We start from the raw sequence: 25,811 nt of genomic DNA, 5'->3' as shown, positions 1-25,811 counted from the left end.
TGTGATATAATAATTTCATTAATCATTTAGAAGGAGCGCTTATAATGACACAAATTAAAGTTGCAGAATTATTTGCTGGTGTCGGTGGTTTTCGCATTGGATTAGAAAATACAAAAGAGAACATGTTTGATATTGTATGGGCAAACCAATGGGAACCTTCAAAAAAAGTTCAACATGCTTTTGATTGTTATGTGAGCCACTTTTCTTCAGGCACACATAGTAATGAAGATATTGCAGAGGTAACTGACAGAGAAATGGAAGAAACTGAAGTTGATATGATTGTTGGCGGTTTCCCCTGTCAAGATTATTCAGTTGCCCGCAGTTTGAACGGCGAGCTTGGTATACAAGGTAAAAAAGGTGTTTTATTTTGGCAAATTGTTCGTTTCATTCAAAATACAATGCCTAAGTATTTACTATTAGAAAATGTAGATCGCTTACTAAAATCTCCTTCTAAACAACGCGGGCGTGATTTTGGTGTCATGCTCTCTACATTAAATGAATTAGGTTATGATATTGAATGGCGTGTTATTAATGCAGCTGATTATGGTAATGCACAAAGACGTCGAAGAGTTTTTATTTTCGGCTATAAACGAGACTTAACTTACGGACAAAATATTTCTCGTTATTCTTTAGAAGACATTATTTATTATCAAGGATTATTTGCTAAAGCCTTCCCTGTTGAGAATGAACCTAACAAAAAACGTGTATCTGAGACTAATATTTCAAAAGATATAGTGGATGTTTCTGAACAGTTCAGCTTCCAATTTCATAATTCTGGTATTATGCGAAATGGTGAAGTTCTTACAATAGATACCATTCCTAAATATGAAAAATCAATTACACTAGGTGAAATTCTAGAAGAAAATGTAACTGACTATAGCATACCTGAAGAAAAAATCGAAAAATTCCAGTACCTTCGTGGTCCAAAAAAGATTCTTAGAACTTCAAAAACAGGTCATGAATATTACTTTAGCGAAGGTGGTATGTCTGAAACAGATGCACTTGATTTACCAGCTCGTACAATGCTCACAAGCGAAGGATCTGTTAACAGAAGTACTCATTTCTTAAAAGTTAATGATGCTTATAGAACTTTAACTCCTATTGAAGCTGAAAGATTAAATGGCTTTCCAGATAATTGGACGAACACAATGCCAGACAGAATGAGATTCTTCTGTATGGGAAATGCACTTGTCGTACCTCTTATCACGCGTATTGGTAACCAAATAGAACAAATCGAAAAAGAAAATGAAGATACGTTCTCACAATTGAAATTATTTTAATCATTAAAAAAGCACATAAGAATTACAAAAAGTTAGTTATTATGTGCTTTTCAAAACTTTTTATTTAATGAAGTGATTAATAAAGTCTGATCCAAGTTTAGAAATCTTAATAGTATTTTTCGTCTTACTATTAACCTTCTTATTGCCACTTACTTTTAATTTTTTACTCTTATTCTTTAAAAAATTACTGATTTCATTAATATCTTTTTGAGCATCTAATAAAGATTTTAAGATATTATCTATATCATGCTGTATATAGTTTTCTGTTCTGCTCTCTAATAAACCAACTTTTATCAAGTTATATTTAGCAGCTGTATAACCTTCTTCAGTTATATTGAATTTTTTAATTATTTCACTTTTGTAATTTTCTTTTCTTTCATAATAAGGGATTTTTAAATTGTTCAATATTTCGATTTCTAATATAGTTATTTTATCTAGAATTGAAAAATATAATATTGACATATCAAATGAATAATCATTATCTATTGAATTCAAAACACCATTTGCAATGTATTTTATTTTATCTTCTTGCATACACCTATTAGTTGCATCAGAACCAATTAAAAATATATTATCAATTTTTTGTTGATATTCTTCTCCACCTTCTTCTACAGCCTTCTCCAAAATATTCAGTCTTTTTTTTATTTCTTCCATGAAAATCTTCTGATTGGTGATTGCTTGTCTGGCTTTAAAATTCAAGATTTGTGGTCCAATGTAAGGAATTAATCCAGTAATAGAATCCACTGTGACATCAGTAATTAGCTGTGCCCCTTTTTCCATAGTCTCTGTTCCTAAATATTCTTTTGTTTCTTCAGAAGCTTTCGCACTGAATGCTTCTAGTATACTTTGAATTATTTTCACTATTCTACCCCCTACTATTTAAATTACTATATATTCGCCTTAAATAATAGAGTCACTAGAGACCCCCCTTCACTTCTCCTCTCTTCCATGCTATACTCGTTTCATTCATTAATTTTCAGTTTATTCTGAATTATAAGTTAAATATTATAAATAGGAGGAGATAGCTATGGAACAAGAACATCGTCTATGGAAAGATTGGCGTTTACATGGATTAGTATTAGCCATTGTTGTGATTTGTGAATTGATCGGCCCATTTAAAATTCCGCTTGGGGTGACGTCAATCTTATTATTACCTGTGGTTTATGGAGTTGTTCTAGGTTTAGCAGCTTATTTCACTCCTATGGTTAAACAGAAGCAAGCGAAGAATTCGGAGCCTATGGTCTTTATTTCAGTTGCGGTTTTAATTGCGAAGTTTGGTACGGAAGCAGGTCCTGCGTTGCCTAAAATTATCGCGGCCGGTCCTGCGTTGATTCTGCAAGAGTTTGGTAATCTCGGTACGATTCTATTGTCTCTACCACTTGCCATTATGTTGGGTTTGAAACGTGAATCGATTGGAATGACGCACTCTATTGGTCGTGAATCTAGTATGGCTTTAATAACTGAGAAATATGGTATTGAGTCGCCTGAATGGCGCGGTGTGATGTCTATGTATATTTTCGGTACAATTTTCGGAGCGATTTTCTTTAGTATTTTTTCCGGAATTATCGCATCTATCTTACCGCTTCACCCCCTCTCTTACGCTATGGCCACGGGTGTCGGCAGCGGTGTCATGTCTGCAGCAGCAGTTGGTCCGTTGATTGAGATGTTTCCGAACTACGCAAGTGACATTAAAGCTTTCTCAGGCGTCAGCAATCTCTTAACTTCCGTCACGGGTCTCTATATGAGCATGCTTATCGCCTTGCCACTCACAGTCCGCTATTACACCGGTATGATGCGTATGAAAGAAAAAGCCAGAATGAGAAAGGGTGAGCACAATGCAAGCGAAACTAACATCTAATATTGTGAATTGGTCACTAACATTGGTTATCGTCGGTATTATTGCACTTGTCAGTAATTGGATTGGTCAGGAAATTATGCCGCAGAAGGCAGTACCAGGCATCTTAGCTTTAATGGGTATCGCGCTTGTGGGCATGATTATACAAAAGCTCGTTCCCTTGAATATTCCGAGCATTGCTTACATTGGTATCTTGGGACTCATCCTTACCATTCCTGGCGTACCGGGTTCAGCACAACTGGTACATTGGACACATAATGTGGAATTGATGGCTTTATGTACGCCTGTTGTAGCGTATGCAGGTATTTCTATTGGTAATTCTTGGGCAGACTTTGCGAAGCTGGGTTGGAGAACAGTGGTAGTCGGCCTAGTTGTATTGATGGGTACTTATGTCGGTTCCGCTGTAGTCGCTCAAATCGTTTTGAAACTTCAAGGAATTATATAGAAATTATGAGGGAGTGGGACCCTATTTTGTCCCGCTCCCAAGTGTTATATATTGTGCATAGGTTTATTTATAATTTATTATAAAAGTAATACTTATCAATATGAGGGTGGCTAAGTTGTGAAATGGTTTAAGAACATCAATGTATATAATCAAACTTTAATTATCGGGCTCGCCGTAAGTCTTTTGACTTTATTAATCAATTCAACCATCAGTTTATGGTGCGCATCTATTACTTCAATCATCATCATTTATTTCTATTTTAAAAAGAAAGATTATCGTAAAGATTGGCACAGCTATCAATTATATAAGCAAGATAAAGCGGATTATCTGTATTGGTTGATTACAGATAAAGACAAAGCTTATTTCACAAAGTTGACGACATTGCGTAATAAAAAGATTTTAAAATTGATAAGCTACACCTTAATACTTTTTTCCGTTGCGACTGCACCCTTTGCTTGGCTCATTAATCCGGGTCTGCTGACATCAATCGTCGATATCTTATCAACCTTTATCTTTATTGTCCTGATTATCGCTTTCTTCATCTATATCTTGAATCGTTACCAGTTATTACTCGTAATAACGAATCAACTATTTACAGTGATTGCGATATTGATGATTCATAGCACTTTGTTTGCCTTTGCATGGAAGCCATATATTCTCGTCCCATCCTTTATTCTCGTCAGTATTACTTTTACTGTAATTTTAGCAGGCTTTGTTTTAAATCCTTATTCACTCAGAAAGAGCAATCAAGTTTCTGCGTTATTCGAATACTTGCCCAACCTCTTAGTGATTGTATTGATTTTAGCAATAGAACAGTTGATTGATAAATTTGATTTCTTTCAAATCGCTGGTTTTTCATCTGATAGTCTCTTTAAAGCACCGCAATGGCTGGAAGAACTTTTCACCAATGATCATGAATTGAATCAAACTAATAAAGCTATCAAGACTTTAGTGACTGATCATTATATTGGTCTCATTACGTTCTATGGACTGGTTTCTATTATCGCTGTGAACTTCTCTAATGCCATTATGAAGAAAAAATCTGATTCCAACGCGCATAAAGCTGAAACGCTTTATAGAAATGTTATCGCTCAAGTGCACCATCATCAAACAGTGCGTTATAAAGATTTATGTCGTATCAGCTATTATGGCGGCAATCAATATGACTTGTTGATGATTACCAATCCGACGCTCTATTCTATTATTGAAGAGAATGAAAAGCTTAAACGTCAAGAACTGCAACAGCACCTTTCTAACATCTAATTTCCTGAGACATTTCCTTTGTCTCAGGCTTTTTTATATCCTCTGTAATATTGCCCCCTACTTTTATTGCTTCTACTTTGACTATATCTGTAAGTAAAATAAGTGCGTTAATGGTTTTAATCCGATATTTATGTGTAATTTTTCAGAAACATAAGAGGCTTCAGCACTACTTTCCAAACATAGTTGATACCCTGTAATCTCTTGCGGCGCAAAGGATGTTACGAATGTTACAAATATTACAGACTAACGGTAGTTTGAAAAGATTCTATAAATTTTAAAATGAATGACACTTCATTCGACGGTTAGCTTAGATAACTTTTTTAAAAATGTAAATCCATTCAAAAAACTGTCAAAAAGGCATTTATTCCATTTATATATACTGTCAAGTAAAATTAATTACCTTTAATTTAACTTAGATAACAAATAATACAGAGTTTTACAATTAGGTAAAACTGAATTATTTTTATTTTCGCTGTGATAACATGTGCAAGTAAAAAATTTTGACGAGGTGAAAAACGTTGTTGTTGGTTGTGATATTTACTGCTTTGATCTTAATTCTTGGCATAAGAGAAATATATATTCATAAGAAACGCATCAATAAAATCCCCATACGGATTAACATTAATGGCATTCGCGGCAAGTCCACCATCACGCGTCTGATTTACGGCATACTGCGTGAAGATAACTACAAAGTCATCGGTAAAACCACCGGAACAGACGCAAGAATGTTGTATTGGTTTGACGAAGAAGAATATCCGGTTGTTCGGAAACCTCAAGGTCCGAATATCGGTGAACAAAAAGACATACTGCAAAATGTAAATGATAACGGCGGTGAAGCCATTGTTAATGAATGCATGGCTGTAAACCCCGATTACCAAATCATTTTCCAGAACCAATTATTGAAAGCCAATATTGGTGTCATCGTCAACGTCATGGAAGACCACATGGAAACTTTAGGTCCTACCTTGGATGAAGTGGCCGAAGCATTCACAGCCACGATTCCCTATAACGGCAAGTTGATTGTCATGAAAGATGATTACACAGATTTTTTCAAGAAAGAAGCCGACAAGAGAAACACCGAAACAATTGTCGTAGATAGAGATGAAGTTGAAGAATCCTTGTTACGTGAATTTGATTACATTGTCTTCCCTGATAATGTGGCCATCGCCATGGGTGTTGCGGAAGCTGTCGGAGCTAACACAGACACAGCACTCAAAGGGATGTTGAATGCGCCACCAGATAGCGGTGCCGTACATATACACTATTATCATAAGAATGATACGAAGAATATTTTCGTCAATGCCTTTGCGGCGAATGAACCGCAATCTACTAAAGCCATCTTGCAAAAAGTCATTGATTATAAATATCCGTTCGAGAAGAAAGTCATTATTTTAAACTGTCGTGGCGACAGATTAGATAGAACCAAACTCTTCGCTGAAAACTTTATTACTGAAGTCGATTACGACACTTTGATTTGTGTCGGTAAAAGTACGCAGCTGGTGACTGAAGTCATGAAATCACAACCAGACAAGAAGTACTTGAATTTCGAAGGTAAGCCTTTTGAAGAAGTTGAGAAAGCTATTTATGCAGAATCTGAAAATGCCTTAGTATTCTGCGTCGGAAATATACACGGAAACGGCAAGAAAGTCGTTAATTTATTGGAAGGGTTGGATTAAGTTGGTAGGTTCCGAGTTATATTTTTCATTATTTGTAGGTATTGTACTGAGTTTGATCTTTGCTGAGAAATTCGGTATTAACCCTGCAGGACTAGTGGTTCCTGGTTATTTAGCTTTAATCTTTGATCAGCCGATTATGTTGTTATCTGTGCTGGTTATCAGTTGTTTAACTTATTTTATCGTGGCACACGGTATCAGTCGTGTCGCCATTCTTTATGGACGCAGAAAGTTCGCAGCGATGATTCTGACGGGAATGATTCTGAAATTCCTGTTCGATTTAATTTATCCGTTGACCCCATTTGAAGTCGTCCAGATATCTGGTATCGGTATTGTCATCCCTGGTATCATTGCGAATACGATTCAGAAACAAGGTACCATCACGACATTAGCTTCATGTATGCTGCTGACATGTATCACGTACGTTATTTTATTTGCTTATAGCTTTATCAAATAATAAGGAGATTCATTATGTCGAATAAACAACCGTTTAACATAGAGAATTGGATTCTGAAGAAATCTAAGAACCAGAAGAAGCATAATTCTAAATTGATGTTAGTCGTGCTGGCTGTCGCTTTAATTCTTCTTATTATTCTGATGGCAACCTTTAAAACGAATAAGTTAGACGTCTTTGCGAAGAATAAAGATGACATTCATTTCTCTTATTTTGGAAATGTGACATTGAACAAGCAAATCAGACAGAATGACTTGAGCGATATGTTCAGTGCGATTCATCATACGATTCAACAAAGTGATTATGCCTCTGCAAGCTTGAACATCAACAAAGTTTCAGATGATCCTAAGAAGAACATTCAACGTAACTTGAAAAATATTGATTTCTTGAAAGACACCGGCTTTAACAGTCTCAACTTGACCAATAATTCAGTCGACCTTGAAGAAATCAAACAAATTGAGAAACAAGCCAATTCTAAATATGGCTACAACTTTATTACAGGTAATGGTTCCAACCCATTAAATAGTAAAGTCACACATAAGACAGTCAAAGGTAAGAAAGTTGCTACGGTTTCTTTCACTGACATTAGTTCTAAATATGCGAACCCTAAGAAATCGACAACCTCTATTGCTTTAGATCCTAAAATCTTTATTCCATTGGTGAAAAAGCTGAAACAAGACAATGACATGGTTATCGTCAATGTCGATTGGGGCATTCCAGATGAACCTAATGTGACAGATCGTCAGAAAGAATATGGCCATGCATTAGCTGATGCAGGCGCAGATGTGGTACTCGGCCATAATACTGTAGTACAGAAGATTGAGAAACATAAAGGCACTAATATTTTCTACAGTCTCGGTAATGTTACTTCTGATGATTTCTTATCAGAGAACAAGAAAAGCATTGCCGTGCAGCAATCCTGGAACGGTAAGAAGAGTGATTTCTTAATCACCCCTATCCGCACCTCTGGAGATAAGGTCACAAGAGATAAGATGAATCCAGTTGAAAAGAAAAAACTAGAAAATCGTATTGCTGATCCATCTATCAAAATGAAAGAAACTAAAGGAGGTTACACATATGAAAGTTAAGAATTACATTCTCTACGGTGTGATTGTTTTGGTCATGGTGGCAATTTTCCTGCTCATCGTCATGAGTAATGCGAACGAGCCTTTAGATAAATATGAAAAGCACGACCTTAAAACAGAGAAACACGTTTCCTTAACGGGAGGTCACTCTCATGAAAAGCATCTACAATAAGAAAGTGCTTGGGGTCATTCTCATTCTGACCCTGCTTGTCTCGATTGGTTTTTACTTTTTAAACAAAGAAGACCAAGTCGATAAAGATAAATTATATGAAAATAAACTGGCGCAACATAATAAGAAGAATGCGGACAAGAATTACGGCGTCTCTACCAATAATAAAATTGCCCGTGAAGTCGGCAATAAAATTATTCAAGACGGCGGTAATTCTGCCGATGCTGCTTACGGTGTCGCTTATACACTTGCTGTAACTGAGCCTTATGCGGCAGGACTCGGCGGTGAAGGTACGTCACTGACTTACGACGGGAAGAAGAATTCTCAACCGAAAGTTTATGATTATAGCGCTATGTCTTCTTACAACTATAAGAATGGACAAGAAATCGGTGTTCCAGGCTTTGTTAAAGGGATGCATGACATGCATCAAAAGGAAGGCAGTATGAGTGAGAAGAAAATCTTGAATTACGTCATTCCCCTTGCGGAAGACGGCTTCCAGGTCAACAATGATTTAGCCAAATTGCTATCTAAATACAGCGGCAACATTGATAAGAACTCTCCATTCTTTAAAGACGGACAGGTTCTGAAAACGGGAGATGTCGTGAAGCAAGAACATCTTGCCAACACTTTAAAAGACATTCGAGATAAAGGCGATGATTATTTTTACAAAGAGATGGGAGAGAACATCGCGAAACAATCTAAAGACAGCTTAACGGCCCGAGACTTTAAAGATTATAAAACGAAAGAGAAGAAACCGATTTCTACTAATTACCTGGGAAATACGGTTTATACATCACCTAATCCGACAAGCGGTATGCTGACATTGCAAGCCTTGAAAATTGATCAATCTATCAATGGTAATTTAGGTGAAGACAATCGTAAAGACTTTATCGAAAGTGTTGTGGAAGCACGTAACGTGAACTTCAAGAACCGCTATCTCGTCAATGGCAAAGAAGACAACAACGATAAACATATGGATGACAGTTATCTTACCAAGCGTGCTGAGCAATACAAGAAACTGAAGAATAAATTCGGACTGCAAGGTCAAGTTAATACAGCAGGTTCTCACTTCGTAGTAGTCGATAAGCAAGGTAAAATGACAAGCTCTACCAATACCTTGAATAACTTCTTCGGTTCAGGAGATTATACGAAGCAAGGCTTCTTTATGAATAATGCCTTGAAACGTTTCTCTAAAGCACCTGCTAGTGCTAACCACGGCGGGGCACATAAAGCACCACGTTCCTTTATCTCACCTACTATTACAGTCGGCGATAATTATTACGTAGGTGCAGGCACACCGGGCGGCAATAAAGTGCCGACGATGATGCACGAAGTCTTGTCTACTTACTTAAGAGGCAATGATTCTTTACAAGCAACTATTAATAAACCGCGTTTCTATAATGATGGGAAAAATCTTTACTATGAAGATGGTATGTCTGATAAAGACATCAAGACATTTAAAGACTTAGGATTCAAGCCGCAGAACAGCTTTGATAATCCTAACTTCGGCAGTGTCCAAGGTGCCACTTACTTCAAGAAAGATAAGAAAACAGAAACCGGTCATGACGTAGAAGTACGTTAGGGAGCGGGACAGAAATAATTTTTGAACAAAATTATTTCGTCTTCCCGCCCCGCAAAATTCTTACAAAGGGGTAGCGCCTCAGAAACAATCTGTTGTTTCTGGGGCGTAATTTTTATATGTTCTGAGGATGTGACGTCGACTCCGCAACTTATTAGTCGTTGTATAATTTTAAATATATAACATATTTACACATATTTTGTTGAATTGTAGCAACTATTATCTTATGATAATTAATATATAAAAGATTGTCTAAAACCCAAATAGAAAGGCCGATTATAAATATGGAGTTTGTTACATTAACAGCAAATGAGTTTGACGATTTTACTAAAAGCAATTTTTCGCATTATACGCAAAGTAAAACACATTACGATTATAGAAACGAGAATCAGCATGATGTTCACTTAGTGGGTGTTAAAGAGAATGGAGCAGTTGTTGCTGCTTGTTTACTCACTGAAGCCAGAAGTTTAAAGTTCTTTAAATATTTCTACACGCATAGAGGTCCAATTCTCGACTTTAACAATCTGAACTTGGTAGATTTTTTCTTTAAAAATTTAACTACTTATTTAAAGCAGCAGAATTGTTTATATGTACTCGCTGATCCGTATCTTCTTGAAAACATCAGAACCGCTACTGGAGAAATCATTGAATCTAAAGATAACCGTGCAGTCGTCCAATTATTAGAAGATTTAGGTTATCAGTATCAAGGATTAACTGTGGGTTATTCGCAAACCAGTCAAATCCGTTGGTTGTCAGTGCTCAACTTAAAAGGAAAATCAGAAGATACATTGTTAAAAGAAATGGATTATCAAACACGCAGAAATATTAAAAAGACTTACGAGATGAATGTCCAAGTCCGCACATTACCTATTGAAGACACAGATCAGTTTTTCGAATTGTTTAAAATGGCTGAAGAAAAACACGGCTTTACATTCAGAGACCAAGATTATTTCGAAAAAATGCAAAAAACCTATGGCGACCAAGCCTTCTTGAAACTTGCGTATATCGATTTGAATGAGCTCTTAACGATTCAACAGCGTAAAATTGATGAGCTGACACAGAACTTGAATGAGGTATTAGGCGATTTGGAAGAAAATCCTAATTCTAAAAAGTCTAAATCAAAACGACAGCAGCTGGAACAACAACTTAATAGCAAACAAAAGAAACAGAAAGAAACAGCTGCTTTAATTGAGTCAGACGGTCCGGTGTTGAATCTTGCTGCTGCACTCTATATTTATAATAATCATGAAGTCTATTATTTATCGAGCGGTTCCAACCCTAAATATAATGCCTATATGGGTGCTTACCGCTTACAATGGGAAATGATTAAATTTGCCAAAGAACATGGGATTGACCGTTATAATTTCTATGGAGTTACTGGAGATTTCAGCGAAGACGCGGAAGACTTCGGTGTTCAAAGATTCAAAGAGGGCTTTAATGCAAATATTGAAGAATATATTGGAGATTTCGTCAAACCGATTAAGCCTTTCTTTTATAAGATTTATCAATTTTTGAATAAGGATCGTTAAACGTTGCTATGTTATCAGGGGCTGTGACATTAATTTGTCATAGCCCCTCTACTTATACAGTTTGAGGCGAAAGTGTTGAGGCGCGTCTTCCTCGCCTATACAGTTTGAGGCGAAAGTGTTGAGGCGCGATTCTCCCGCCTATACAGTTTGAGGCAAAAGTGTTGAGGCGCGTCTTCCTCGCCTATACAGTTTGAGGCGAAAGTGTTGAGGCGCGACTCTCTTGCCTATACAGTTTGAGGCGAAAGTGTTGAGGCGCGACTCTCTCGCCTATACAGTTTGAGGCAAAAGTGTTGAGGCGCGTCTTCCTCGCCTATACAGTTTCACAATCTTCCTTATGTAAAAAAAGGGATGCGGCAAAGTAATGCCCCATCCCTACTTCTGCAGTGCCTATCTCAATAAAAAATGCACATATCCCAAATATTATTCTATCCTGCTCCCTTCAATTTTTCCTTTTCCGCAAATAACGTGTGAAGATGAATGCGCCAATGATACCGACGATTGTTACAACACTCAACAAGAGCATGTGTGGTTTCGCATACCAGAGTTCAATATGTTCTTGGCCTTTCTTGACTGGAATGACGGTTTGGATACCGTTGCCTTTCTGTACTGCTGTCTTATGACCATCTACGGTTGCTTGCATGCCGTCTACGTAAGGGACTGGCAAGACGAGGTAGCCATGGTCATCTTTATGTTTGGTAATGCGGTAACCGTGACGTGTTTCTTGCACTTTCACTTTGTCGACGTTCTTGGCTGCGGTTCTGAGTGCTTGATAATCTTCACCGTAGATACCTTTGAGTTTGTAGCTATACATTCCTTTCGATAAATTGAGATGGACATTGTCGTTGGATTTCATGCGCATGGTAATCGGCGAAACGGGTCGTCTATAAGAATACTCGAGTGAATTTCGATTTTGTTTATATTCGTTGAGTGCTACGTGATGCGGTTTGTTCGGCGCTTGCAACTCGAGGTCGAATTCAAAGTAGAGGTCTTTATATTTGTCCGCAATTTTATGCGGTACTTTGAAGTCGATGCCGCCGTTCTTGCCATTGACCTTTAAAGTATGTTTGGCTTTGTTCCAATGTGCATCGTCCGCTTCTGCCTCCACATCATCTTTATAGTTAATATTATGTTCCACGTCTTTGTTAGTCGTCGTTATATCATTCAGCACCACGCCTTTCAACATGGCATGTTCGCGTTCTATCGGTGTCTTCAAGGATTTATTATCATATACTTTCTGTGTGATGTGCGCACTTGGGTAGTGGATGGTATCTTCGGAGTGTTGGTACTCATTGTGCGTCCCCCTCACCAAGTCTTTCTTTTCAAACCCGTAAGGAATATTGTCATCGGGCGGATTCTTGAAGCGATCTTTCACATCCCACAGGGCCATTAAGTTCGCGCGGTTCCCGAGTAGACGGTAGGTGCTGTTCTTATCTATCGGCTGTGCAATCTGCATGGTGTGGTCGTAATATTTCAGGATGTCTCCGTTGAACAGGCTGGAGTAGAGCGAGATGCCGCGATAGCCGTAAATCAAGGGCGAGTTCAGGGCTGAGAATGACAGGTATTCGATACGGTTGAATGGGTCGTGTTGATCTTGGTGCTGTATGTGATTAAATTTCTTCTGCAAGGCGGCGCTATGGTAATTATCTTTATCCATTGAGGCAATGGGCCGTTCGTAGATGTACATGTGTGTGTCGTGATAGTTCTTAATCATGAGTGCCTGTTGGATGAAGATTAGGGCGATAAATATAGCGATGGTGTACCTGTGATTCAGCCATTCTTTGTGCCATAAAAGGATTCCTATGAAAATCATGATGACCAGTGTGGCCCCCATCCAAGACATGTGGCCGTCATAGGCGAGATACATGATGCCCATAATCGCTGCGCAGGGAATGGCTGTGATTAGATAGCGGCGCATCGATATTTCGGCAAGTCGCTGGATGAAGAGTGCAATCAGAACGCTGGAGGTCAGGTTCAGAATGTACACCCATCTTCTCGCGGGCAATGAGAAGCCGTTGAAGAAACTGTCGAAATATGGCGTTAATGAGCCGATGAGCAGTATCCAAGTCAGCACTGCGAACAAGCGGTAGAAATAATGTTTGTATAGATTGAACGCTAAGAGCGCCACGAAGGTCACAATGGAAATCGTAATATAGAATCCATTAGAGAAGATATGATATTTTTCTTGGAAATCGATGAGGAATGACAGTTTCAAATTCGGGTTGATTTGGCGGTCATTCTCCATCACGGCAGAGACACCATTATAGAAGCCGATACTGCCGATCATCAGGCTGAGCACTGCTGCTATAATGAGCAGGTAGATTTTCTGGGCGCGACTGACAATGTCTTTTTCATATGGAAAAAGAATGCGATAGACAAAGTAGATGCCGAGAATAATGAACTCGTAATAGCCGAAATAAAAGTTCGAAAAGAGCGTGATGGCTATGGCGATGATGAATAAGCCGATTTTACGTTCTCTGAAGAAGCGTTCCATGGCGTATAGCGAGAGCGGTAAGAGTATCACGACATCTCCGAAGAAGGAAAATGTGAAATTATAATAAATCGTGACGACAGAAATGGTGTACATTAAGGTCGCTAATATCACAAATTGGCGCTTCGGATTAAGATATTTGAATAAATAGTAGCTCGTGATAAAGGTGCATACTGCTCTTATGTAGGCGATAATTACTTGATTGGCTGCCCAGAATTTAATGCTGTCTGTCGGTAACTGGAACAATATTTCTCCGAGCTTGATGATGAAGAAATAAATGATTAACAAGGGCGAAGTCGCATAATAATAGGACAACCCTTTGGTATAATCGCCGCCTAAACCAAAGCCGATATCGTAGAAGCTCTTAAAATCGGTGTATTGGTGGTATAAATATTTTTGAAATGGAATCAGCTGGGTAAAGCCGTCCCCTTTTCCGCTAAAGGCAATGCCTTTGTGAAAGGTTTGAATGAAAAAAGGGATAAAAATAAGTGTGGTCACTCCGATACTGAGTAGGAGTATCCATAAAAATTGTTTGAATCCTGGCTTTAAATGTTTAATAACAGGGGTGCCTCCTTCGATTCGTTACTAATTTAGGGTAGGTTTTTCACCACCGCCACGATACTACAAATTCTAGTGCGATGCAGTAAAATTCATGATTCTTAATCGTCTTTTTATGTTTGTAATCGTGATATAACAAAAGACATATTTATGTGCGTAAAACGTTTAAAATCTTGAAATATTTTACATAGAAAAAACGCTGGAAATAGGCGGTATCCAGCGTTTTGGTGTGCTATTGAGTTGAGTTCTGTATATCGTTATTGGGTGTTAGGCGTTTGTGATGTTTAAGTGTGGCGTGGTTTAGATTTCGAGTGTTGCGGGTGAGTCGGCCGAGTTATTGTTGTTGTGTGGGTGTGGTTGCGATTGTTGTGATTGTTGCTGCAACCCATTACTTACGCCAGTCGTAAAGGCATGCATGCGCGATGTATAGTTATTGGTATTCTCACGTGCCGGTCTCGACACGTTGCCATCTTTATAAAAGCTTCTGACCGCCTTATTAGATACTTCGATTTGGACACCTGCACCATTTCGATTACGATTAACGATGTTTCGCGGATTCTGTCCGGCAATATTCCCCGTTGCTTCCCCTACATTAAAGCCTTCTTTAGTAAGTGATTGAGAAATGCTATTGCGCAATGCTTGGTCACGCCCGCCGATATAAGCATCTCGACCTTCGCGTGCTGTTTTATGAATTGATACGGTGCGGTCTGATTGGCCGACCATCTGCTCTGCTTTCGGTTCATTATAATTAGCAGATGTTACATGAAGGTGTTGATTATTGACTGGTCTGATTGCTGAAAAAGAATAATATCCTGATTTACTTTTATCTGCAATTTCTCGTGCAACTTCAGAAGTTCCAGGTTCAATACCGCCCCCATGCGGAGCCATCACTACTGTTTTATTCTTTTCATCACTGGTATGAATCTGCCAATCTTTACCTTCTGTAGTATGTTGTTGCAGATCCGTCATTGACTTGTATTTATCAACCGCGTGGCATTTGGGTGAAGTGGCGAAAAAAGTTAAAATTCCGATGGTAAACACCCCTAACGTTAAGACTAATGGATTTTTTATAATATTCATCATATCAAGTTCCCCGCTTTGTTTAAAGATTAATTGCTTATAGTAATTTGCACCCCTTCGTAATAAATTAGTAAGCTATACAACAAAGCTTATAAAACAGTAGTTTTTTTATATTAACGTTCTCTCTATTTATTATCTTTGTTAGTAATGCTATTCCTTATTTAAAATGAATTAATCATAATTCGCGGAAGTAATTCTACATTTTTATGTTTGTGTATATTTTCTATCAAGCTTGATAGAATTGCGGAGCAGTGGATTTAAAGATGAATTATATAAAAAGGCACTGCCTCTCCTATCAAAGGAGGTGCAGTGCCTTTTCTTCTATATGAAAGGAAAGTTGCTTTCCCAGTCTTTCTTTTATCCCCAGATTTCTAACAAGACTTTCGCGAAGCCTTCTGGTTTTTGGACGTAGCCTAGGTGGCCGCCTGGAATTTCCACAATTTTAATGCCGAGTTCTTTCGCAAGGTATTCGTTGACTTCTTGTGGGAAGGAATTGCGTGAATCGGTACCGTTCAAGAGTGTAATGCGGTCTGTGTAGGGTTTCAAGTCTTTGATAGCAATGTCTGATGATGTGTATTGGCGAATTTCGTACATGAACCAGTTCTGCATTTCTTGAACGCGTTGTGCTGAGACTTCTTCGTCATCGTTTGATGAATTGCCCATCATTTCGCGGTCGATCGGTGCCACATTTAAGTCATCGAAGAATACTTTCATTGCGGCTGGCATGCCGTCTTTTTCTTCGACTTCTACAAGTTCTGCATTTTTATCTTGCCAGTATTTTGCATCTGGTAAGAAAGTATTAATCGGCGGTTCGTGGAAAGCAATTTTCTTCACGACGTCTGGATGTTCTTTCAAAACGTGCATGGCCACAATTGAACCTGAACTTGAACCTAAGACGTAAACAGGTGTGTCGCCGCTTTCGTGTTTGGCAATTTCTGCGATGTCTTGTGCATCACGTTTCACACGGTATTGGCTGTCCGGGCTTGAAACTTCTGCTGGCAGCGGTGCTGTTAAAGTGCTTTGGCCGAAACCGCGACGGTCTACGGCAATAACTGTGAAATGGTCTGCAAGTTGTTGTGCAAGTGGCATGAAGATATCTCCTGTGCCATTTGCGCCAGGAATCAAAATTAAGACCGGTCCTTTGCCGACTTTATGATAACGGACGTCTGCGCCCGATAATTGTAATGTTTCCATGATTTTTGTGCCTCACTTTACTGGGTGTTTATTCGTTAATGCTTGCTTTACGGTTAGTAGTAAGATGTATTGTCTCATTTATCATACGCCTTTTCCTGTATATTGCTCATGCAAGTATGTTGTTTAATCTTGTTCTGTATCAATGTTGAACAGTTTTTCAGCATTCTTGTATGCAATTTTAGTTTTTTCTTCTTCTGTTAGACCTAATATGTCTAGGAACGTCGAAACATTGTCTGGCTTAATATAGGGATAGTCTACGGCATATAAAATCTTATCGATGCCGAAATAATGGCGGACCATATCAAATTGCGGTTTCGTATACATACCGCTTGGTGTGATGTAGAAGTGCTGTTTGAAATACTCGCTGATTGACTGTTCTAACTTATTAGTTAAGAGCGCTTGGTCTATACGTTCTAAGAAGAAGGGTACAAATTCGCCCCAATGTCCGATAATCATTTCTAAGTTCGGATAACGGTCGAAAAGTCCTGAGAGCACGAGTCTCACTGCATGGATACCTACATCTGTATGCCACCCGTAGCCGAAACAAGCAAAGGTTGCGGACGTCACATCGTCATAAGCAGGACTGTCATAATAAGCTTGATAAATTTCAGGTGTCACTGGCGCTGGATGCAAGTAAATCGGTGCGTTTAATTCTGAAGCCGCTTTAAAGATAGGTTCGTATTGCGGATGGTCGAGGAAAGTACCGTCTTGTCCGCGTCCTGCAATTAATGCGCCTTTCATGCCGAGTTCATTCACACAACGGCGGAATTCTTCTGCTGCCGCTTCTGGATCATTTATCGGCAACACCGCAAATCCTTGGAAACGTGTCGGACGTAATTCTACATATTCATGTAATACATCATTACACAAGCGACATAATTCAATGGCCTCCTCACCTTTTAAATTAGAAGGCGCATTGTTTCCATATGATAAAATTTGCATACGGATATCATTATCATCCATGAATTTCATGCGTTTTTTATGTTCATCTAAATCGTCTTCATGCGCAAATCCAGTTTTTTCTTCTAAGGCTGCCAACATGGTCTTCAACGGTACGCCGTCTGGATCTGGATGAGTAAGTTGCATCATTTTTTCTTGTACATCTTTCAGTATAAAGTGTTCTTCTGTAGTAATACTTTGCATTTCTACATCCTCCCTTCAATTAAATTATCAATAATGCTTTCCCTTTATTGAGTGTTTGAATCTTTTATTTTTCTACCCATTTAGGTTTAATTTTAGATGAAATTTCGAACCTATTTAGCTACTATTTAAAAATTTATATTGCAATATCTAATAGAATCTTATATCTTTAGTGTAAGCGTACTCTCGATAACTGAACACAGTTTAATATGATTAAGTTCGAAATATAGATGATATAGCAGTTGAATACAACCTGGAGGTAAACGGATGGAGACACAACACAGTCGTGCCCAGGCCCCCGCTTATTTAAGGATTGCATATATTTTAATTTGGGTCAGTTTGGGTCTATTAGTGAGTTTAACGCTCTTAAATCGTTTAGATTTATTTGAAGCAGCACAGCACATGCTATTATTCAAAGGTGTCCGCCTCTTATTAATCGGCAGTATTGTCGTAACAATCTGGAAGCGTCACAAAGCTTTATCGCTGATCGGTATATTAATGATGATAGTGGTCACAATTCAATAATAGTGTTTCACGTAGAACAGTTACAGGCTTGCTAGGGATTTCCTGGTGAGTCTTTTTTGTTTGGAGCAACTCTTTGCTTCTCCCTCTTTCCAAGTTTTTCTTTTCCTGAAAAATATTTCTGGGTAATTCGGGAATGTAGTAGAGAAATGACTTTGAAGGTGAGGATATCGGAATGGAAAATCATGTGTTGGTAACTGGCGGTTCGGGTTTCTTAGGATTGCGTATTGTGGCGGAGTTGTTGAAGCAGGGTTATGTGGTGCGTACGACGTTGCGTTCGTTGAAGAAGCAACCCCAAGTGTTGGATGCGTTGAATGATAACGGAGTCCCTACGGAAAATTTAAGTTTCGTGGTGGCTGATTTGTCGAGTGATGAGAATTGGGAGGCTGCGATGGAGGATATTGATGTGGTGATGAGTGTGGCTTCGCCGATGTTCTTCGGCAAGGTTAAGGATGAAAATGAGGTCATCCGCCCTGCTTTGGAAGGGATTCAGCGAGTGTTGAAGTTTGCGGATGATGCGGAGGTCAAACGTGTGGTGATGACGTCTAATTTCGGAGCAGTCGGTTTCAGTAATTTGGATCAGTCCAGTGTGACAACGGAAGCTGATTGGACGCAGGAGAATCAACCTGGTTTATCGGTATATGAAAAGTCTAAGTTGCTGGCGGAAAAAGCGGCTTGGCAATTTATGGAAAATTCTGAGACGGATATGGAGCTGGTGACGATTAATCCTGTGGCTATCTTCGGTCCGTCGCTGGATGAGCATATGTCCGGGAGTTTCGAAACGATTAAGTATATGACGAATGGTGCGGGCAGATTGCCGAATATTGCTTTAAATGTGGTGGATGTGCGTGATGTGGCGGCGATTCATATTTTGGCGATGAAGGTAGAGGAAGCTGCAGGCAAGCGTTTTATTGTGAGTGCAGATGGCAAGATTACGATGCCGGAAATTGCGCAGTTATTGAAAGCGCAACTTCCAGAGGTGTCTGAAAGTGTGAGTACACATGTGATGCCTGATTTCGTACTGAAAATGAGTGCGCTGTTCAGTAAACGTGCGAAGGAAGCCAAATTATTGTTGGAAATCAATCGTAATATTAGTAATCAACAAGCGAAAGAGGTACTGGGCTGGACGCCGATTGCTGATCAAGAAACTGCGATTTTAAATGCGACGGATAGTTTGAAAAAGTATAATCTTATCTAAGTTGATATGGGTATACTAATTTTCGAGCGGATATGTTACAGTAATATAGATATTTTAAGCAGAACAGAGAGGAGGCGTTTTAAATGATTAATGGTGATAGATTGCTTTTTTCTATCAATGGTCATGAAGTCCCTGTTGAAGAAGTCAATGAGTGGGAGTTCAAACGCTTGAAGAAGAACTTTAAATTTTTCCAAAAACATACGGATGCTGATGTGAGTCCGCAAGTCTCTAAATGGATTGCGAATAAAGATATTCAATCTTTAAATGCTGAGTTGGTCCGTATTAAGATGGATATGGGCTTTGACCGCTTGCGTCGTGTACTGGAGCGCAGATGCCAGATTGGTGATACGGTTTCGGGATTTGCGGCGAAATTTGCGCGTGGCAAGAGAAAGTTCAGTATTACGGAAATTTATGTACCTCATAGTAAATTGAGTCCTGAAGAAGTTATGGACAAAATTACGGAGGTAATGATGGTCCGCAGTGATGCACATGACGCAATTAATGTGGGCTCGAACCCGGATCATTATGTATTGCTTGGTTTAACGCCGACGATTCAAGAGGTCTTGGAAACGACTGGCGGTTCACCGCTTCCTACGCATTTCTATGCGCATTATGGCGACTTGACTGGTTTGCAATCCCGTAAATCTACGGATTATCCTGTGGAATTGGCTGGCGCCGCAAAAGATAAGAAAGGTCATGTGATTGGCGGTATGCGTCATCAGGCGAAGAAAGAAAATGACGGCTTTCGCTTCAAAGCTTTAGTTGAATTTCCAAGCATGGTACCAGATTCTATGATTAAAGCGCATCAATGGCATCTAGCTTGTGAGTTCGGTCACTGGATTACGGCTATTTTAGATGATGTGGAGTAGTTGGTGTGTGGTAGGTTCGGGATGGTCGAGTTGCTTTGTACTGCGAGGTTGATGGCATGATGGGTTGAGGGGCGCGGCGAGCGTGGAAGTGTATAGGCAACATGAGCTCGCCTAGACACTTTGGCCTGAAACTGTATAGGCAACATGAGCTCGCCTAGACACTTTGGCTTAAAACTGTATAGGCGGCATGAGCTCGCCTTAACACTTTGGACCGTAACTGTATAGGCAACATGAACGCGCCTAGACACTTTGACCTCTAACTGTATAGGCAACATGAACGCGCCTATACAGTTTTGCCCGAACCTATAAATATTTCCATAAAATAAACTCCAAAAGCGAGGTCCAGGACAAATTAATGTTCCGGTCCTCGCTTTTTCCCCTACTCATTCTCCAATTGTTCGATATATTTATCTAATTCTGCTTTTTCTTCTGCGGTAAATTCAGGAAATTGCGGATTAATTTTTTCTAGGGCTTCTATCATGACTTTGGTAATGACTGCGCGTGCATACCACGGATTATCTGCAGGCAAGACGTACCACGGCGCCCATGAGGTAGAAGTTTCGTTAATCATATCTTGAAAGATTTCTTGGTAATCGTCCCAATGTTGGCGTTCTTTGACATCATTAAATGAGAATTCCCAATTCTTCTTCGGATCTTTCATGCGTTCGAGCAATCTGTCTCTTTGTGCGTCTTTTGACATATTGAAGAAGAATTTAATAGTATGAAACCCGTTTTCTTCTAAATAGCGCTCATGGTCGTTAATTTGGCGATAGCGTAACTTCCACAAATCCGTGTCGTCTTTAATTTGATCTTTATGTTCTTCTCCTAATAAATCGTGTACACGTGTGACAATCACATCTTCATAATAAGAACGGTTGAGCAGAGAGATTTCTCCGCGTTCAGGTTTGCCACGATGCAACCGCCATAGGTAGTCGTGTTTCTCCTCTTCTTCGCTCGGCTGTCCGAATGAAGTTGTTTTCAGACCTTGTGCATTCAAATTTGAAAAAATATAGCTGATTGCCTCATCTTTGCCGGCTGCGTCCATAGCTTGCAATACCACCATGATGCCGTCTTTCTCTTCTGCAAATAATTTCAAATGTAAGTCTTGTAATAAATCGACCAGTTCCGGAATAACTTCATCGCGAAGTTCTGTCTCATTCTCTTGTGTGCTGACTTGGTGCGGGTAATCTTTAAATTTGAATTCTTTTTGTACGGGAACTTTATAATCATTGATATTAATATCCAAGATGTATCTTCCTCTCTTATCTCGTGCTAAGTATTTTATGATTAAGTTCCACTCCGGCGACTTTTTAAACATTCCAGTTTCTTCCTATTAGCGTACTAAAGCGTTTTGCACCTCATTCTGATAGCACGTTAAAGTGAAGGTGTGCGCAATCTCTTCTGAATTTTTCTTCTCTCAAAATTTTTTTAATTTTTTTTGGGAGTGAAAAAGGTGTCAAAATAGATTTAAAAATAATTTTTCAGAATAATCAAAAGACTTGATGCTATGGGGTTTGTAGCCTTTTCAGTGTTGACACTGTTCTTTCTGAAAATACATTTCCTAGTAATTAGATAGGCAATTTAGCTTGGGAAAAGTGTTGAAAGCGGTTTCTTTATTATGTATGATTACACTAAACAAACATAAGGGGTGTGGTTTATGTTATGCAAAATCAGGAAGAGAAGAATGCAAATGTAGAGAATAAGGAAGCTGTTGAAAAGCAGCACAAGCCATTAGGGGTTGGCGCATCGGTATTGACATTGGGGATTATGATCGCGGCAATGTTATTTACGGTGGCGGTCTTGAAGAAGGAACCGCATATTCCGTTGATGATTGGGACTGCTGTAGCGATTGGTGTCACGATGTTGCATGGTTATAAGTTCGATGAGGTTGAGGAGATGATGTATAAAGGGATCAGGCATGCTTTGCCGGCGATTGTGATTATCATCTTGGTCGGCTTGATTATTGGTTCTTGGATTGGCAGCGGCGTTGTTGCGACGATGATTTATTATGGTCTGCAATTGATTGATCCGCGTTATTTCTTGGCAGTAGTCGTAATTTTATGTGGTATCGTTGCTCTGGCAATCGGAAGTTCTTGGTCGACGATGGCTACTGTGGGGGTAGCTTCCATGGGTATCGGTATTAGTATGGGGATTTCTCCTGGTATGATTGCAGGTGCAGTAATCTGCGGTTCGTACTTCGGTGATAAAATGAGTCCTCTATCTGATACAACGAACTTGGCTTCTGGTTTAACGAATGTAGATTTGTTCGATCATATTAAACATATGATGTATACAACGATTCCAGCGCTTGTCATTACTGTTATTACGTTCTTCTTCTTAGGTCAGCGCTTTGGTAATAAGCACTTTGACCCTAAAAATATTGAGAAAATTTTGACAACTATACAAGACAACTTTGTCATCTCACCTTGGTTGTTATTGATTCCGTTGGCAGTTATTGTGTTAGTTATCTTTAAAGTTCCGGCGATTCCAGCGATTTGTGTCGGTATTGTATTAGGTTTCTTTGCGCAAATCTTTGTGCAAGGCGGTTCATTAACTGATGCAATGACTGCATTGCAAACTGGTTATACAATGGAATCTGGTAATAAAATGGTTGATGAATTATTCAACCGTGGTGGTTTGGAATCGATGTTCTACACGATTTCCTTGACCCTTGTCGCTATGACTTTCGGTGGTGTACTTGAATATTCAGGTATGTTATCAGCATTAATCAATGTAATCTTGAAGTTTGCGAGAAACACTGGTTCATTGATTGCTTCTGTTATCGTATCTTGTATCGGTACAAACTTCACTTGTTCTGAACAATACATTTCAATTATTGTACCAGGACGTATGTATGCAGATGCTTTCAAAGAGAAAGGCTTGCATGCGAAGAACTTATCTCGTGCTTTAGAAGATGGGGGCACACTGACGTCCGTCTTCGTTCCTTGGAACACATGTGGCGTATTCATTGCTTCAACGCTTGGTGTGACAGTCTTTGAATATGCACCGTTCGCTATCTTGAACTTCTTAGTACCGATTATCTCAATCATCTTTGCTTATACCGGCTTCAAGATTATTAAACTGCCAAAAGAAGATAAAAAAGGTGCGGATGTCGGAAAAAAGGCAGCCCTGCCTAAAGACGCAGATTTAGTGTAAGGTGCAAAAAAGGTGCGGAAAAGTGCGGTTAGGTTCTGAGCAATAAGAAGTAATGAGCGAAAATCGTTCTGTGATTTTCAGCGATTTACGCCTTATTGCCGAAGAACCTGCACTTTGAAGCCCGTATATTAAAAAAGGTGCTTGAGAAAGCGTTTAGGTTGCGAGCAATAAGGAGAAATGAACAGAAGACGTTCTTCAGTCTTCAGTGAATTTCGCACTTATTGCCGAGAAACCTGCTTTCGAAAGCCCGTCTATTACCAACCTGCTTTCGAAAGCCCGTCTATTAAATCCTCTTCAACATACCAGAGTCTCTTGCACGTCAGTGCAGAGGCTCTTCTTTATTTGGCCGTCGCTTTCTAGGCGCCTTCGAAGAGCGCCTCCACGTCTTGATGCACATCGGGATATGGATGAACGTTTTGTGAAGCTACAATGGCTCGGCCGAAGCTTTCTTCTGCACTTATCTGGCGCTGTTTGGCTACTTGTCATATAAATGTGTAGAAGAAAGCGTTTTCCCGCAAGGGGCAAAGAGTCTTTACTTATAATATGGTTTTAAGATTGCTAAAATGAAGGGGTATTCTTTTTTCGTGAATTGGAAATTTGTGTTTTTGATAGGAGGATTTGTAAGATGAACAAACCGGATTTGGTCGCACCTCGTAGTTTCAATATTGTTTCTGAGATTGAAAAGTATGCGCAGGATGAGTCGAAGGTTGCGATTATATTTGAAGATAATGCGGGTAATGAGACGAAGGTAACGTATGCGGATTTAATTCGCAAGTCTAACCGTATGGGGAATTTGTTTAAGCAGCATGGTTTGAAGAAGGGTGACACGTTGCTCATCAAGATGGAGCGCAGTATTGAGACGTATGAGGTCTATATTGCGGCGTTGAAGTTAGGTGTAGCGTTGATTCCGGCTTCTGAAATGTTGCGTACGAAGGATTTGCAGTATCGTATTACGCACGGCGAAGTGGATGCGGTGTTATCTATTGCTGCTGGTGCGGATGAGTTTGACGGTGTTGATGAGTATGATGATTTGATGAAATTTATTATCGGCGGTCAGAAGGATGGCTGGGTTGATGTAGATCAGGATGTCGAGTCGCAAAGTGATGTGCTTGAGATTGCTGATACGGATCGTGATGATGTCGCGTTCTTACCTTATACATCTGGGACAACTGGCAATCCTAAAGCTGTTGTGCATTCGCATGGCTGGGGATATGCGCATATGCAAATGGCGCCGAAACATTGGCTGAATATTCATGAGGATGATATTGTCTGGGCTACTGCTGCGCCTGGTTGGCAAAAATGGGTCTGGAGTCCTTTCTTGTCTACGATGACTTCTGGCGCTACTGCGTTTGTATATAACGGACGCTTTGACGGCACGAAATACCTTGAACTACTTCAAGATTATCAAATCAATGTGTTGTGCTGTACGCCGACTGAGTATCGTATTATGGCGAAATTGCAAGATTTAGGCCACTATGATTTATCGCATTTACATGATGCGGTGTCTGCTGGCGAACCGTTGAACCAAGAAGTGGTTGAGAAGTTCCAAGATACGTTTGATATTACGGTGCGCGATGGTTACGGCCAAACTGAAAGTACTTTATTGATTGGTTTGTTAAAAGACGTTCCTGGACGCCCTGGTTCAATGGGGAAAGCTATTCCTGGCAGCGGTGTGCTGATTGTCGATGATGAAGGTCAACCTGTTGAAAATGGTGTAGTCGGCAATATTGCAGTACCTGTCGATTTACCAGCGTTATTTAAAGGTTACTTTAAAGATCCTGAACGTACTCAAGAGCGTGTAGCCGGCGATTATTTCTTAACCGGCGACCGTGCTAAAGAGGACGAAGATGGTTACTTCTGGTTCGAAGGCCGTGCAGACGACATTATCATCAGTTCTGGTTATACGATTGGACCGTTCGAAGTTGAAGACTCATTAACGAAACATCCTGCTGTGAAGGAAACGGCAGTTGTCGCAAGTCCACATGAATTGCGCGGTAATATTGTAAAAGCGTTTGTCATCTTGCAAGATGGCTATGAAGCGAGCGACGAATTAGTACGCGAGCTTCAGCACTTCGTGAAATACGATGTTGCGCCGTATAAATATCCGCGTGCGATTGAGTTTGTCGAGGATTTGCCGAAGACAAACTCTGGCAAGATTCGTCGTGTTGAGTTGCGTGAAGCTGAAGTGGAAAAATATAATCGTGAGCATGAGTAATTGATAGACTGCTCGGATGTCATGAGATATAAATATTGGGAAGGTCCGGCATGTGTTGT

General features: G+C 39.5%; 21 protein-coding genes. 15 read left to right on the top strand and 6 right to left on the bottom strand.

Annotated features, from left to right (window positions below; genetic code table 11):
- The first annotated feature begins 44 nt into the window (after positions 1-44).
- A complete protein-coding gene (gene dcm, locus CKV71_RS01210) occupies positions 45-1,280 on the top strand; it encodes a DNA (cytosine-5-)-methyltransferase (RefSeq protein WP_095102990.1) in 1,236 nt (411 codons plus the stop codon).
- 60 nt (positions 1,281-1,340) lie between these two features.
- Here the strand turns inward: dcm and CKV71_RS01205 are convergent, their stop codons facing one another.
- A complete protein-coding gene (locus tag CKV71_RS01205; RefSeq protein WP_095102986.1) occupies positions 1,341-2,141 on the bottom strand; it encodes a hypothetical protein in 801 nt (266 codons plus the stop codon).
- 166 nt (positions 2,142-2,307) lie between these two features.
- Between CKV71_RS01205 and CKV71_RS01200 the strand changes: the two genes are divergently transcribed.
- The 9 genes from CKV71_RS01200 (at position 2,308) to CKV71_RS01160 (ending at position 11,332) form a co-directional block, all read left to right on the top strand.
- Complete coding sequence (locus CKV71_RS01200) at positions 2,308-3,138, top strand: DUF3100 domain-containing protein (RefSeq protein ID WP_095102981.1); 831 nt, start codon at positions 2,308-2,310, stop codon at positions 3,136-3,138.
- Entirely contained in the window at positions 3,116-3,580 is a 465-nt protein-coding gene (locus CKV71_RS01195; protein WP_095102979.1) for a hypothetical protein, read from the top strand. Before CKV71_RS01200 ends, CKV71_RS01195 begins: the two co-directional genes overlap by 23 nt.
- 117 nt (positions 3,581-3,697) lie before the next feature.
- On the top strand, positions 3,698-4,843 hold the full coding sequence (locus CKV71_RS01190; RefSeq protein WP_095102977.1) for a hypothetical protein: 1,146 nt from the start codon (positions 3,698-3,700) through the stop codon (positions 4,841-4,843).
- Between the two features lie 518 nt (positions 4,844-5,361).
- Positions 5,362-6,519, top strand: a complete 1,158-nt coding sequence (gene pgsB / locus CKV71_RS01185) for a poly-gamma-glutamate synthase PgsB (protein WP_095102975.1) — start codon at positions 5,362-5,364, stop codon at positions 6,517-6,519.
- A 1-nt stretch (position 6,520) separates the two neighbouring features.
- Positions 6,521-6,973, top strand: coding sequence for a poly-gamma-glutamate biosynthesis protein PgsC (pgsC, locus tag CKV71_RS01180; RefSeq protein ID WP_070704283.1), 453 nt, complete (start codon positions 6,521-6,523; stop codon positions 6,971-6,973).
- A 14-nt stretch (positions 6,974-6,987) separates the two neighbouring features.
- On the top strand, positions 6,988-8,058 hold the full coding sequence (locus CKV71_RS01175) for a CapA family protein (protein WP_095102973.1): 1,071 nt from the start codon (positions 6,988-6,990) through the stop codon (positions 8,056-8,058).
- The gene (locus CKV71_RS01170; RefSeq protein WP_095102971.1) at positions 8,048-8,227 is read left to right on the top strand and encodes a hypothetical protein; all 180 of its coding nucleotides are present in this window, start codon (positions 8,048-8,050) and stop codon (positions 8,225-8,227) included. The genes CKV71_RS01175 and CKV71_RS01170 overlap by 11 nt, the downstream gene beginning before the upstream one ends.
- Positions 8,208-9,806, top strand: a complete 1,599-nt coding sequence (locus CKV71_RS01165) for a gamma-glutamyltransferase (RefSeq protein ID WP_095102969.1) — start codon at positions 8,208-8,210, stop codon at positions 9,804-9,806. The genes CKV71_RS01170 and CKV71_RS01165 overlap by 20 nt, the downstream gene beginning before the upstream one ends.
- A gap of 281 nt (positions 9,807-10,087) precedes the next feature.
- Positions 10,088-11,332 (top strand): aminoacyltransferase, encoded by a 1,245-nt coding sequence (locus CKV71_RS01160; protein WP_095102967.1) that lies wholly within the window; start codon positions 10,088-10,090, stop codon positions 11,330-11,332.
- 439 nt (positions 11,333-11,771) lie between these two features.
- Here the strand turns inward: CKV71_RS01160 and CKV71_RS01155 are convergent, their stop codons facing one another.
- The 4 genes from CKV71_RS01155 to CKV71_RS01140 all read right to left on the bottom strand — a co-directional run bounded on the left by CKV71_RS01155 (position 11,772) and on the right by CKV71_RS01140 (position 17,795).
- On the bottom strand, positions 11,772-14,318 hold the full coding sequence (locus tag CKV71_RS01155) for a YfhO family protein (RefSeq protein ID WP_231917534.1): 2,547 nt from the start codon (positions 14,316-14,318) through the stop codon (positions 11,772-11,774).
- 360 nt (positions 14,319-14,678) lie between these two features.
- Complete coding sequence (locus tag CKV71_RS01150) at positions 14,679-15,461, bottom strand: poly-gamma-glutamate hydrolase family protein (protein WP_095102963.1); 783 nt, start codon at positions 15,459-15,461, stop codon at positions 14,679-14,681.
- Between the two features lie 354 nt (positions 15,462-15,815).
- A complete protein-coding gene (locus CKV71_RS01145; protein WP_095102961.1) occupies positions 15,816-16,652 on the bottom strand; it encodes an alpha/beta fold hydrolase in 837 nt (278 codons plus the stop codon).
- Between the two features lie 123 nt (positions 16,653-16,775).
- Entirely contained in the window at positions 16,776-17,795 is a 1,020-nt protein-coding gene (locus tag CKV71_RS01140; protein WP_095102960.1) for an amidohydrolase family protein, read from the bottom strand.
- Positions 17,796-18,059: 264 nt separating this feature from the next.
- On the opposite strand from CKV71_RS01140, the gene CKV71_RS01135 reads away from it, so the two are divergent.
- The 3 genes from CKV71_RS01135 to CKV71_RS01125 all read left to right on the top strand — a co-directional run bounded on the left by CKV71_RS01135 (position 18,060) and on the right by CKV71_RS01125 (position 20,381).
- Positions 18,060-18,317, top strand: a complete 258-nt coding sequence (locus tag CKV71_RS01135; protein ID WP_095102958.1) for a hypothetical protein — start codon at positions 18,060-18,062, stop codon at positions 18,315-18,317.
- Positions 18,318-18,489: 172 nt separating this feature from the next.
- The gene (locus CKV71_RS01130) at positions 18,490-19,512 is read left to right on the top strand and encodes an SDR family NAD(P)-dependent oxidoreductase (protein ID WP_095102956.1); all 1,023 of its coding nucleotides are present in this window, start codon (positions 18,490-18,492) and stop codon (positions 19,510-19,512) included.
- 83 nt (positions 19,513-19,595) lie between these two features.
- Entirely contained in the window at positions 19,596-20,381 is a 786-nt protein-coding gene (locus CKV71_RS01125) for a hypothetical protein (protein WP_095102954.1), read from the top strand.
- A gap of 379 nt (positions 20,382-20,760) precedes the next feature.
- On the opposite strand, the gene CKV71_RS01120 is transcribed toward CKV71_RS01125, so the two are convergent.
- Positions 20,761-21,699, bottom strand: coding sequence for a PPK2 family polyphosphate kinase (locus tag CKV71_RS01120; protein WP_095102952.1), 939 nt, complete (start codon positions 21,697-21,699; stop codon positions 20,761-20,763).
- Positions 21,700-22,043: 344 nt separating this feature from the next.
- On the opposite strand from CKV71_RS01120, the gene nhaC reads away from it, so the two are divergent.
- Positions 22,044-23,537 (top strand): Na+/H+ antiporter NhaC, encoded by a 1,494-nt coding sequence (gene nhaC / locus CKV71_RS01115; RefSeq protein WP_095102950.1) that lies wholly within the window; start codon positions 22,044-22,046, stop codon positions 23,535-23,537.
- Between the two features lie 625 nt (positions 23,538-24,162).
- Entirely contained in the window at positions 24,163-25,752 is a 1,590-nt protein-coding gene (gene mbcS, locus CKV71_RS01110) for an acyl-CoA synthetase MbcS (RefSeq protein ID WP_095102948.1), read from the top strand.
- The last annotated feature ends 59 nt before the right edge of the window (positions 25,753-25,811 follow it).

This window comes from Staphylococcus piscifermentans, from assembly GCF_900186985.1.
Classification (GTDB): domain Bacteria; phylum Bacillota; class Bacilli; order Staphylococcales; family Staphylococcaceae; genus Staphylococcus; species Staphylococcus piscifermentans.
This window is presented reverse-complemented; position numbering and strand designations above follow the sequence as displayed.